The following is an 11,677-nucleotide window of genomic DNA, read 5'->3' as shown; positions in this document are numbered from 1 at the left end:
TCTCTTACCATCCCCCGATCGGCGTCTCGCGACGCCTGTTTCGTTCGCCCGATAGCCACAAGGGCAGGCACAGCACGGCCTCGTCCGGAAAAGGCGTTTCCGGAAGTCCCCTTGGCATATTCGGTTTTTAAAGGGCCCGGGCTGTCCCGCCCCGGGCTGAGAACCATTGTGTAGGTCTCACGCCGGATGAGTCGCAAGGGGGATAACTGCAAAAAATCTGAAATATACTTGTTGACTCGTGCCTAAGCCGCAGACCTTCGTTCAACCCTATGGTTTTATTGGGAAAGGTCCGATTTGACGCTACGAATCGCGGGATTTGCGTGGGTTCGATTACTATGCCGTGACAGGTCCGTATCGGAATGAAACCGGAATACGACAAAGGGGCCGCCGGCAACCCGGCGACCCCTTTCGTTTTCGCGTCCGGACGAGCCGGAAAAGCGAATCAGAGCGCGGCGACGCGCTTCGTCAGACGGCTCATCTTCCGGGCCGCGGTGTTCTTGTGCAATACGCCGCGCGCGACACCGCGGGCGAGTTCGGGCTGGGCGGTCTTGAGCGCGGATTGTGCGCCATCCTTGTCGCCCCCTTCGATCGCGACCTCCACCTTCTTGAGGAAGTTGCGGATACGGCTCATGCGGGCACCGTTGATTTCGGCCCGGCGGGCGTTGCGACGGATGCGCTTCTTGGCTTGCGGCGTGTTGGCCATAAAGGTTCTCGGGTCTGTCCTCGTCAGGCCGCACGAGATGCGCGGCGGGTAATATTATACGATGCGTGCGAAAAGGCGGCACGGGCCGCCGGAAAGCGGCGCACTTAGCGCTGCCCCCCCGAATCGTCAAGCAATTCGTCGACCATTTCCGGAACCGTGTGCACTGGCTCCGGTTGGCCCTATATGAGGTGTTCCACAGGAAAGGACAAGGCGTGCGCGACAAGCCCGAATTGAGCGATGCCGAATGGCGTGAGAAGCTGACGCCCGAACAATACCACATCCTGCGCGAGGCAGGGACCGAACGCGCATTCACCGGAAAGTACGACAAGCATTACGATGCCGGCGAATATTACTGCGCAGGCTGTGGCCAGAAGCTGTTCGAAAGCGACGATAAGTATAATAGCGGGTGTGGCTGGCCGGCCTTTACCGAACCCGCCGGGGGAGAGGCCGTGGATGAGCATCGCGACACCTCGCACGGGATGATCCGCACCGAGGTTACCTGTGCCAATTGCGGCGGCCATCTGGGGCATGTGTTTCCGGACGGACCTCGCGATCGCGGTGGCTTGCGCTATTGCATCAATTCCGCAGCGCTCGATTTCGAACCCGGGGATTGATTGGCCGGATTATGCGCTTTGGCCGTTCACGCGGTGTTAGACCTCGCCATGCGAGTTTGTGACACTTATAGGGCCGCGAACAACAAGGGTGCCTGTATAGCCGATGGATAAAAGAGGGAGCCGCCGCAAGAGCGCGGCGCGCACGAAACGCGCTGGACGGGCGTCCGCCGACAAGCCGCACAGCCGCGTCAGGTTCTGGGCGCGCCGCGTGGCGATCTGGGGCGGCGCGCTGGCGTTACTGGCCGCCTTGTTCGTCGGACTCGCCGTGGCCTTCGCGGCACGCTCCATGCCCAGCTACTATCAGCTCAAAGCGACGCAAACCGCGCAGACCATCGTGGTCCGCGCGCGCGATGGCACGGAAATTGTCGAGCTTGGGCCGAGCTTCGGCAAATGGCTTACAGCGGACGAAATTCCGCAGGTCATGAAGGATGCGATGATCTCGGTCGAGGATCGGCGCTATTATTCCCACTTCGGGATCGACTTCTGGCGCACGGGCGGCGCGATCGTGGAGGGCATTACCGGGTCGCGCTCGCGCGTGGGCGGGACATCGACGATTTCCCAGCAGCTCGCCCGCAATGTCTTTCTCAACACCAACCGCACGCTCGATCGCAAGCTGCGCGAGGCCGTTCTGGCCATGGCGCTGGAAGCGAAGTTTTCAAAGGAACAGATCCTCGAGCTCTATCTCAACAAGGTCTATTTCGGCGGCGGAGCTTATGGCATCGACAGCGCCAGCCGGAAGTTCTTCAGCCATCCCGCTACCGAACTGTCGGTTGCCGAAGCGGCGATCATCGCTGGCCTGGTCAAGGCGCCCAGCCGCTATTCCCCGACCGCCGATATCGATGCCGCAGTTGCCCGTGCGAGCGTGGTGCTGCGTCTGATGAAGGAACAGGGGCGTATCGCGCCCGATGTCACGGTCGATCCCTCCGCAGTTAATCTGAAAGAGGAAGCCGGGCAGAATTCGGTCCGCTACTTCACCGATTGGGTGTTGCCGCAGCTCGATCTGCTGCTGCCGGAAACTTTCGAGCCGATCGAGGTGTGGACCACGCTCGATGTCGGAATGCAGCGCGCGGCGACTGCGGCCGTCCAGTCGAACACGCCGGACAGTGCGCAGGGCGCCCTCGTCAGTATGGACCGCGATGGAGCGGTTCTCGCATTGGTCGGCGGCACCGACTATGTCGAAACCAATTACAACCGCGCCACGGATGCGATGCGCCAGCCCGGCTCCGCCTGGAAGCTGTTCGTCTACCTCGCGGCGCTCGAGGCGGGATACACGCCGGACGACCGAGTGATCGATACGCCGGTTAGGATCAACGACTGGAGCCCGCGCAATTCAAGTGGGCGCAATGTTGGCGAAATCGACCTGCGCACCGCCTTCGCTTATTCGATCAATACGGTCGCGGCGCAGCTTGGCAACGAGGTCGGCTTCGGCACGGTCGCCTCTATGGCGCGGCGTTTCGGCATAAGCAGCGAGATCAATACCTATCCGGCAATGGTCCTGGGCACCAACGAAGTTCGCCTGATCGATATGACGCGGGCCTTCGCGGGCGTTTCGGCCAAGGGTAATTCGGTCGAACCCTATGGCATCCTCAAGGTCGAAACCGGCGAGGGGGAATTGCTGTATCAGCACGAGCAGGCGCGCAGCACGCAGCTCGTGCCCGATTATGTCGCGGCCGGAATCACCGATCTGTTGCAGACCGCCGTTGCCACCGGCACGGGACGCGCGGCGCAGATCGGGCGTCCGGTGGCGGGCAAGACCGGCACAACCAGTTCGAACAAGGACGGCTATTTCGTCGGCTTTTCGTCGGGCATCACCACCGGTGTGTGGATGGGCCGAGACGACAATAAGCGGGTAGGCGGGTTGCAGGGCGGTACCGCGCCGGCGCGCGCCTTTGCCGCCTATATGCGCTATGCGGTGAAAGATCGCCCGGTCGAGGAATTCGATACCGACCTGCAACTGCCCGAATGGCAGCTCGAGCCCGACGATGAATACATGCTCGGCGATCCGGAGGATTATTATTTCATCGACGAGCAGGGCAATCTGATCGAACCGGGCACGTCCGACAGCCCGCGCGAAGATCCTTTCGCGGAAGAATTCGATCGCACGCTCGATCCCGATCGCCAGCGTGCCCCCCGGTCGTCCCGCACCCCGCCCGCCGCAGCAACCATCACGTGGGGCCGATGGCGCTCCGCAGGCGGTGGGCGACGATTTTCTCGATGAAGCGACGGGAGCGCAGCGCCAGCAACGCCAGCAGCCCGCCCGCGTCCGAACAACTAGTCGGCCGAACAAGAAAAAGGGCGGCGCCCCCATATAGGAGGAGCCGCCCTTATTTGTGCGATTGGCGCCTTAGCGCAGCCTTACCGCAATATACTGTGCCGGACCGCCACGGCGTTGAGCGCGAAGCAAAACCGCCTCGCGCTTGTCCCGCTGTGCCTCGCGAATGGTGTTCTCCAGATCCTCGAGACTTGTCACCGGACGATAATTGGCCGTGAGAATGATGTCACCCCGGCGCAGACCCTTGCGCGCGGCGTCCGAATTCTGGTCCACGCCTGCCACGACCAGGCCCCTTGTATCGGCGCTGACGCCGAGCTGGCGCGCGATCTGCGGGGTAAGCGGGAGCGCTTGCAGGCCGAGTTTCTCCTCGATCACTGCATTGTCGCCCGGCTCCATCGTCTCCTCTTCCTCGGCATCGGGATTGAAGAGCTGCTGCTGGCGCAGTTCCTCTTCGCTCGGCCGCTTGCCCACGGTCACATTGACGCGGCGGGTTTCGCCGTCGCGGATCAGTTCGACCGGAATCTTGGTACCGGGACGGATATTGGCGACGAGGAAAGAGAGCGTCTGGTCGGGCGTCACATCCTGGCCATTGACCTTGGTCACGATGTCGCCAGGCCGGATACCGGCCTCTTCGGCAGGTTCTCCGGGCTGGACCGACTGAATAAACTCGCCCCGGTTTCGTGCAATGCCGAGCGAATCGGCGACATCGTCGGTCACCGGCTGGATTTGCACGCCGAGATACCCACGTTCGATTTCGACCCCGTCGCGCAACTGGCTGACGATCGGCGCGGCGATTTCGGCGGGGATGGCGAAGCCAATGCCCACGCTGCCGCCCGAAGGCGAGAAGATCGCATTGTTGATGCCGATGACATTGCCCTGCATGTCGAACAGAGGGCCGCCCGAATTGCCGCGATTGATCGCGGCATCGGTCTGGATGTAGCGGTCATAGGCGCCGCCCTGGCCGGTGTTGCGATAGACTGCGGAAACGATGCCCGAAGTCACCGTGCCGCCGAGGCCGAAGGGGTTGCCGATGGCAACCACCCAATCGCCCGGGCGAGCCTGCGAACTGTCGCCGAATTCGACGAAGGGAAAGGCTTCGCGGCGTGCGATCTTGAGCACGGCGAGGTCGCTCTGCGCGTCGGTGCCGACCAAATCGGCTTCGTATTCGGTGCCATCGGGCATGGTCACGGTGATTTCTTCCACCGTGCCGCGTCCGCTGGGGCTGACGACATGGTTGTTGGTCACGACATAACCGTCCGCCGAGATGATGAATCCCGAACCGAGCGACTGGCCTTCGCGGAATTGCGGTTCCTGCTGCTGGCCACGGCGGCGGTTGAACAGGCCTTCGAACGGCGTGCCCGCGAAGGGGTTGCCGTTATTGGTCGCTACTTCGATCCGCTGGCGGGTGGAAATGTTGACCACCGCCGGTTGGAGCTGTGCTGTCAGATCGGCGAAACTCTCGGGAGCACCGGCACGCGGTACGACGCGGGCCATGTGGCTGTCGTCGTTCTGAGCGACCTGGGCGCCGGCCGGATAGCCGGTCGCGAGCGAGATTGCGGCGCCGCCCACCAGCAGCGCACTCGTCACGGAATATGCATATCGCACGGGCTTCACGTCCTTTTCGTCCTCTTCTTTAGCTTGCATGGCTTGCAGTCAGTTATTGTTACCGCTCTGCTTGCCCTGCGTTTCGGCTGGCGACTGTCGCGCCCGCCGCTTAACGCCGTTTGAACGACGCCCACACCACTCGACGAACGATCAACGCCGCCCGCGGAACTGTCGCAGATATTCATTGTCCGGCGACAGGATGATGCTGCTTTCCGATGGGTTTTCGCCATTGGAAAACGTGGCGTCGTAGCTCTGCATGGCGCGGTAGAAATCATAGAATTCGGCATCCTTGCCGAACGCGTCGGCATAGATACGCGCCGCTTCGGCGTCAGCTTCGGCGCGAATGATACGCGCATCGCGGCTGCCGCCCGCACGGATAGTGCGCGCCTCGCGCTCGCGATCCGATTCCATCCGGCGGAAGGCCGATTGCAGCGGGGCTTCGGGCAAGTCGGTGCGCATGATCTTCACGTCGACCACTTCGGCGCCATATTGGCGTGCCTGCCGATCGAGATTGGCGCGGACATTGGCCAGCGCGCTGCCCCTTTCGGCGGTCAGCATCGACTGGAAGGTCCGGCGGCCGAGTTCCTGACGCAATACCGAGTTGAGGATCGGCTCGAGCGCGTTGCGCACGCCTTCGGTGGTGCCTGCGCGTTCGACCATGCGAACCGGGTCGGTAATGCGGAACCGCGCATAGGCATTGACCAGCAGACGCTGCTGGTCGGCCGAAAGCACTTCCTCGTCGTTCATTTCGAGATCGAGCAGGCGCTTTTCGATCCGGCGGACCGAATCGATGAAGGGAATGCGCAGGTAGAGACCGGCATCCGTTACGCCGCCGGGCGTGTTGACCACGCCGACCGGTTCACCCGTCCGGATTATGACGGCCTGTTCCTCTTCGGGAACGACATAGGCGCTCATCATGAAGGCGACCAGCAATACGCCCAGCGCGATTACTGCGGTGCGATGGTTTTGCAGGAAATTGGTCATGTTACTGCCCCTCCGGTGCCGTCACGGTGGTCGTGGGTTGCTGCGCCCGGCGCCGAATTTCCGGCAAGGGGAGATAGGGAGTCACGTTGCCTGTCTCGACGATGGTTTTGTCGGTCTGGCTCAGCACGCGCTCCATGGTCTCGTAATAGAGGCGCTGGCGCGTCACCTGCGGCGCGAGGCGGTACTGCTCGTATACCTTGTCAAAGGCTTCGGCCTCACCTTCCGCCTGTGCGAGCACCTGCTGGGCATAGCCGCGCGCCTGGTTGCGCGCCGCATCGGCGTTCTGCTCGGCCACCTGCACGTCGCGGAAGGCATCGACCACCTGAGCGGGCGGGTCGGCCTTCTCGATTTCGACACCCAGCACGCGAATGCCCGCGCCATAGCTGTCGAGCGTCGCCTGCATGCGTTCGCGCACGTCCTGTTCGATCGCCGCACGGCCCTGGCCGGAGAAAGTCTCGTCGAGTTCGGTCTCGGCCACCGAGGCACGCATCGCTGCCTCGGCTGCCTCGTTCACGGTCTCGACCGGATCGACCACGCGGAATTTGAAGCCCTCGAGGTTCTTGATGTTCCACCGCACGATATAGGACAGGTCGACCAGGTTCTGGTCGCCGGTCAAAATCAGTTTGGCCTGATTGTTATTGCCGGGGATCCTGACCGACCGGACACCTTCGACGTCCTCGATATCGACTGTCTCGATGGGGAACGGGGCAGTGAAGTTGAGCCCCGGTTCGAGCGGGCGCGTGTAGTTGCCGAGCGTTTTCACGACCCCCTGCTGTTGCGGGCCGACCAGGTGGACGCTCGTTGCCAGCACACCGATGCCGATCACGGCGATGACCGCGATCGGGAACCAGCTCTTACCGCCGGGGCGCTGGGGAAAGCGGAAATTGGGTCCGCCGGGGCCTCCGCCACCGCTGCGGCGCGGCCCTTCGGGGCCGCGGCTCTTGAAGATATCCTCGATATTCGGCGCCCGGCGACCGTCATTGCCGCCCGGTGGCAGCCAGGGATTGCGCGGCCCCTTCGGCTTGTCGCCATCCTGTGCACCCGTCGGCTTGTCGCCATCGCCACCCTTGCCGGAATCACCGCCCCAAGGGTTTTTCTTACCTGTCATCGCGAGGGAAATCCTCTGTCCGAACCCGTCCAAAACTCTCATGGTCCTTGTTATAGGTGTGCTTCGCGGGAAAAACAGGGGTTGCAGCGCGCTTTTCGATGCTACAGCAGCCGCCCTCATGAGTTCCACCGATCCAAAAACGCTACTGCCCCCCAGCCTTGCCGCGCGCGTGAGCGCGCTCACCATCAAGAACGGGAGGGCGATAGCCGTCGTGGATGCCGCCGGGTTGGGCGCCAAGGATCGCGGCGATATCGAGCGCGCGATTTCCGATACGCTCGGCCAGCGCGAGGATGTTTCCGAAACCCGCGTGGTCTTGACCGCCGAGCGCAAGCAGCGCCGCCTGATCGCTGTCGGCAGCGGCAAGGGCGGGGTCGGCAAATCGACGCTGACCGCCAACCTCGCAGTGGCGCTGGCCAAATTGGGGCACAAGGTCGGGCTCGTCGATGCCGATGTCTACGGCCCATCGCAGCCGGTCATCTTTGGCAATCAAGGGCAGAAGCCGGTCGCGCGCGACGAGAAACTCGTTCCGGTCGATAGCGATATCGGTATCCCCGTTCTGTCGATGGGCCATTTGGTCGAACCGGGCCGCGCGCTTGCCTGGCGCGGGCCGATGGCGGGCAATGCCCTGTCGCAACTGATCGATGCGCATTGGGACGATGTCGATACTTTGCTTGTGGATCTTCCGCCGGGCACGGGGGACGTGCAGTTGACCATGCTCCAACGGTTCAAACCAATGGGCGCGGTGCTGGTCTCTACGCCGCAGGACTTGGCATTGATCGATGCCGCGCGGGCGGGCCAATTGTTCGACCAGGCGGGTGTGCCGATCATCGGCCTGGTCGAAAACATGGCGGGCTATGCCTGCCCGCATTGCGGCGAAATGTCCGATCCCTTTGGCAAGGGCGGGGTCGAGACGGCGGCACAGCGGCTCGACCTCCCCTTCCTGGGGCGCATCCCGCTCGATCTCGCCATTCGTGAGGGCAGCGATAAAGGAACGCTTCCGGCCGCAGGCGATGATCTGCTGGCCCAGCCCTTCCATGACATCGCCGCCAAGATCCACTCATGGATTGGCGCGCAAAGCTAGACGAACTTCCGGTCACGCGGCGCCAGTTGATCGCGGGCGCTGCAGTGGGCGGCGGGCTGGCGGTCGCCTGGTGGCTGTGGCCGCGCCGCTATTCCAGCCCGCTCGCTCCCCGCCCCGACGAACGCGATTTCGGCGGCTGGATGACGATCGGCAGCGATGGTGTGGTGACCGTGGCTGTGCCGCAGCTCGAAATGGGCCAGGGGGTTACCACGCTGCTCGCGCAGGTCGTGGCGGTCGAACTGGGTGCAGACTGGCGTCAGATAGCGGTGGAACCGGTTCCGCCTTCGGGCCTTTACGCCAATGTCCCGCTCGCGGCGAAATGGGCTCCGTTGTGGTCCAACCTACCCAGCCTGGCGGGTGATGCTGACAGCCTGCTGGCGGAAAACTTCGCGCGCGCAAACGCCTTCGCGGCGACGGCACGGGGCTGCTCGCTCATCGCCTATGAACAGCCGATGCGCGAGGCGGCGGCGAGTGCGCGCGCCATGCTGGCCATGGCGGCTGCCGAACGCTGGGAGGTCGATTGGGAGGAATGCGAGGTCGAAGGCGGGCTCGTGCGACATGGCGAGCGACAGCTCGATTTCGGCGCGCTCGTGGCCGAGGCTGCCGAATTCGACCCGCCCGACCCTGCGCCCTTGCGAGTTCAGCCTGCGAGCGAGGACCCCTCTCCGGCAGAGGCCGAGCTCGATCCCGTCTTCCCGCGCCTCGACCTGCCCGCCAAGGTCGATGGCAGTTTCCTTTTCGCGGGCGACATTCGCCTGCCGGGGCTCGTCTATGCCTCCATCCGGCACGGCCCGCTGGGCAAGCCGGACCTGTCCGCCTTCGAGGCGGGGGCTGTCGAGGGTCTCAGGGGCCTGGTCGGCGTGGTCAAGTCGAAACGCTACCTCGCCGCGGTGGCGGAAAGCTGGTGGATCGCCGAACAGGCGCTGAAGAAAATGCGCCCGGTGTTTGCCGGGCCACCCGCCGTCGAGAGCGCCGCCGCGCTGGAGGCGCTGGAGGCCGCGCATGACGAGGTCGATCCCGAGCGCATACGGGAAGTCGGCAGCCCCGACGATCTTCTCGTGCGGCCCGATTATACGCAAAGCTATTCGGTGGCACCGGGCGTTCACGCGACGATAGAGACCGCAAGCGCGACCGCGCGGTTCGATGGCGATACGCTGGAATTATGGATCGCGGCGCAGGCGCCCGAGCTCACGCGCCGGGCGGCCGCCAGGGCGATCGGCATTTCGCCGCAGGATGTGGTCCTCTATCCCACAGCCGCCGGGGGAAGCTTCGATGCACGGCTCGAACGTCGTCATGCGATCGAGGTGGCGCAGATCGCGAAGCAGATCGGCCGCCCCGTCAATCTGACCTGGCCGCGAGTGCAGGAATTGCAGTCGGTGCCTGTGCGCACGCCGGTAAGCGCGCGCCTTGAAGCCGCATTCCTCCCCGCATCCGGCGGACGGATTGCGGCGTGGCGCTCGCGTCTGGCGATGCCTGCGACCGTCCATGAATTCGGGCGGCGGCTGTTCGACAACAAGACCCCGCAGGCGGCCATGGAGCACGCGGCGGGGGAGGCCGATGCGCTCGCCTGCGAAGGCGCCGTGCCGCCCTACAGAATAGACCATGTGGCAGTCGATCACCTGCCCGTAACCCTGCCGTTTCCGACCGGGCAAATGCGGGGGAATGCGCAGGCCTACAACGCTTTTTTCTCGGAAAGTTTCGTCGACGAGCTGGCCGAACGCGCCGGGCGCGACCCTTTCCTCTACCGCATGGAAATGCTGTCCGGTCTGCCGCGCATGGCCGACACGCTGCGCCGCGCGACTCGGCTTGCCGGATGGGATGGTGGACGCCGCGGCACGGGGCAGGGGCTGGCGTTGGCCCGCTTCGGATCGCCGGAAAGCGGCGGCTGCATCGCCTGCGTTGCGCAGGCGGCGTTGGGTGAAGGCGGGGTGCGTGTCAGGCGTCTGCATGCAGCGGTCGATATCGGGCGCGTGGTCAATCACGATATCGCGCGCCAGCAGATCGAAGGCGGGCTGATTCTCGGACTCTCGCTCGCAACCGGATCGAGCGTGGCCTATGAAGACGGCAAGCCGGTACCCGGTCGCCTAGCCGGGCTCGCTTTGCCGACACTGGCCGACAGTCCCGAAATCGTCGTGGAATTGCTGGCCAGCGATGCGCCGGCCTTCGATCCGGGCGAACTCGGCGTGGCCGTGGCGCCTCCCGCGATTGCGAATGCCCTTTACTCCGCGACCGGAGTGCGCTTTCGCCGCCTGCCATTGCTATCGGAGGGCCTATGACCTGGCAGACGCAGAAACTTCCCCTCGATCATCCCCCGGTGAAATCGGGCAGGGTCGGGGTGTTGATCGTCAATCTTGGCACGCCCGACGCGCCGGAAGCCGGGCCGGTGAAGCGCTATCTGGCGGAATTCCTGTCGGACCGCCGCGTGGTCGAAATCCCGCCGATCGCCTGGCAGCCGATCCTGCGCGGGATCATCCTCAACACCCGCCCGAAAAAGAGCGCCCATGCCTATCGCCAGGTCTGGACCGAAGAGGGATCGCCCCTTGCGGTCATCACCCGCAGGCAGGCCGATGCGATGCAGCTGCGACTGGGCGAGCAGGTGACGGTCGACTGGGCAATGCGTTATGGTACGCCGTCGATCCCGGACCGTTTGCAGACGCTGATGGATGCCGGGTGTGAGCGCATCCTGCTAGCCCCCCTCTATCCGCAATATAGCGGAGCGACGACGGCGACGGTGGTCGACAAGGCGGCCGACAAGCTCAAGGCCATGCGCTGGCAGGCCAGCCTACGTACCTTGCCGCCCTATCACGACGATCCGACCTATATCGACGCGCTGGCGAGCGATTTGTCGCGTCAGTTAGGTGCCTTGGAGTTCGAGCCCGAAGTGCTTCTGCTGAGTTTCCACGGCATGCCGCAGCGCACGCTCGATCTGGGCGATCCGTATCACTGCCACTGCCAGAAGACCTCGCGATTGCTGCAGGAGAAACTGGCCCGCCCGGGCCTGCGCTTCCGCACCACGTTCCAGTCGCGCTTCGGGCGAGCCAAATGGCTCGAACCGGCGACCGATGTCGTGCTCGAGGAAGAGGCAAAAGCGGGCACGAAGCGTCTGGCCATCGCGGCGCCGGGTTTTTCCGCGGATTGCCTCGAAACGCTGGAGGAACTCGCCATCCAGGGGCGCGAACAGTTCACCGAAGCGGGCGGGGATCATTTCGCCGCGCTGTCCTGCCTCAACACCTCCGATGCGGGGCTCACCATGCTCGAAACCTTGCTGCGGCGCGAATTGTCGGGGTGGATTAACGCCTAGAAATTACTT

9 protein-coding genes are annotated in these 11,677 nt (G+C 64.0%); 5 read left to right on the top strand and 4 right to left on the bottom strand.

Annotation, left to right across the window (positions count from 1 at the left end; translation table 11 throughout):
• Nucleotides 1–442 precede the first annotated feature (442 nt).
• Nucleotides 443–703, bottom strand: coding sequence for a 30S ribosomal protein S20 (gene rpsT, locus DVR09_RS14585; protein WP_115417690.1), 261 nt, complete (start codon nt 701–703; stop codon nt 443–445).
• Nucleotides 704–915: 212 nt separating this feature from the next.
• Here rpsT and msrB point away from each other — a divergent pair, with 212 nt between their 5' ends.
• A complete protein-coding gene (msrB, locus tag DVR09_RS14580) occupies nt 916–1,317 on the top strand; it encodes a peptide-methionine (R)-S-oxide reductase MsrB (RefSeq protein ID WP_115417689.1) in 402 nt (133 codons plus the stop codon).
• 103 nt (nt 1,318–1,420) lie between these two features.
• Nucleotides 1,421–3,535 carry a transglycosylase domain-containing protein gene (locus DVR09_RS14575; protein ID WP_115417688.1) on the top strand — a complete coding sequence of 705 codons (2,115 nt, stop codon included), beginning with the start codon at nt 1,421–1,423 and terminating at the stop codon, nt 3,533–3,535.
• Nucleotides 3,536–3,661: 126 nt separating this feature from the next.
• On the opposite strand, the gene DVR09_RS14570 is transcribed toward DVR09_RS14575, so the two are convergent.
• The 3 genes from DVR09_RS14570 to hflK form a co-directional block, all read right to left on the bottom strand.
• On the bottom strand, nt 3,662–5,233 hold the full coding sequence (locus DVR09_RS14570; protein ID WP_115417687.1) for a Do family serine endopeptidase: 1,572 nt from the start codon (nt 5,231–5,233) through the stop codon (nt 3,662–3,664).
• Nucleotides 5,234–5,344: 111 nt separating this feature from the next.
• Nucleotides 5,345–6,178, bottom strand: a complete 834-nt coding sequence (gene hflC, locus DVR09_RS14565; protein ID WP_115417686.1) for a protease modulator HflC — start codon at nt 6,176–6,178, stop codon at nt 5,345–5,347.
• Between the two features lies 1 nt (nt 6,179).
• Nucleotides 6,180–7,286, bottom strand: coding sequence for a protease modulator HflK (hflK, locus tag DVR09_RS14560; RefSeq protein ID WP_234041483.1), 1,107 nt, complete (start codon nt 7,284–7,286; stop codon nt 6,180–6,182).
• A 118-nt stretch (nt 7,287–7,404) separates the two neighbouring features.
• Here hflK and DVR09_RS14555 point away from each other — a divergent pair, with 118 nt between their 5' ends.
• Genes DVR09_RS14555 through hemH form a run of 3 tightly spaced genes read left to right on the top strand, consistent with a single transcriptional unit; the run spans nt 7,405 to nt 11,668 of the window.
• A complete protein-coding gene (locus DVR09_RS14555; protein WP_115417998.1) occupies nt 7,405–8,367 on the top strand; it encodes an Mrp/NBP35 family ATP-binding protein in 963 nt (320 codons plus the stop codon).
• Nucleotides 8,346–10,643 carry a xanthine dehydrogenase family protein molybdopterin-binding subunit gene (locus DVR09_RS14550; RefSeq protein ID WP_115417684.1) on the top strand — a complete coding sequence of 766 codons (2,298 nt, stop codon included), beginning with the start codon at nt 8,346–8,348 and terminating at the stop codon, nt 10,641–10,643. The genes DVR09_RS14555 and DVR09_RS14550 overlap by 22 nt, the downstream gene beginning before the upstream one ends.
• Nucleotides 10,640–11,668: a ferrochelatase gene (gene hemH / locus DVR09_RS14545; RefSeq protein WP_115417683.1), complete on the top strand. Its 1,029-nt coding sequence runs from the start codon at nt 10,640–10,642 to the stop codon at nt 11,666–11,668. The genes DVR09_RS14550 and hemH overlap by 4 nt, the downstream gene beginning before the upstream one ends.
• Nucleotides 11,669–11,677: the final 9 nt, after the last annotated feature.

The organism is Erythrobacter aureus, assembly GCF_003355455.1.
In the GTDB taxonomy this organism is placed as follows: Bacteria; Pseudomonadota; Alphaproteobacteria; order Sphingomonadales; family Sphingomonadaceae; genus Qipengyuania; species Qipengyuania aurea.
Note: the sequence above shows the minus strand (reverse complement) of the source record. Positions and strands in the feature narration are given on the sequence as shown.

Bases quoted from the DNA above. Each gene is read 5' to 3' on its own strand.
- DVR09_RS14550 (WP_115417684.1), top strand. From the start codon at position 8,346: ATGGATTGGCGCGCAAAGCTAGACGAACTTCCGGTCACGCGGCGCCAG.
- DVR09_RS14570 (WP_115417687.1), bottom strand. From the start codon at position 5,233: ATGCAAGCTAAAGAAGAGGACGAAAAGGACGTGAAGCCCGTGCGATAT.
- DVR09_RS14575 (WP_115417688.1), top strand. From the start codon at position 1,421: ATGGATAAAAGAGGGAGCCGCCGCAAGAGCGCGGCGCGCACGAAACGC.
- hemH (WP_115417683.1), top strand. From the start codon at position 10,640: ATGACCTGGCAGACGCAGAAACTTCCCCTCGATCATCCCCCGGTGAAA.
- hflK (WP_234041483.1), bottom strand. From the start codon at position 7,286: ATGACAGGTAAGAAAAACCCTTGGGGCGGTGATTCCGGCAAGGGTGGC.
- rpsT (WP_115417690.1), bottom strand. From the start codon at position 703: ATGGCCAACACGCCGCAAGCCAAGAAGCGCATCCGTCGCAACGCCCGC.
- DVR09_RS14555 (WP_115417998.1), top strand. From the start codon at position 7,405: ATGAGTTCCACCGATCCAAAAACGCTACTGCCCCCCAGCCTTGCCGCG.
- hflC (WP_115417686.1), bottom strand. From the start codon at position 6,178: ATGACCAATTTCCTGCAAAACCATCGCACCGCAGTAATCGCGCTGGGC.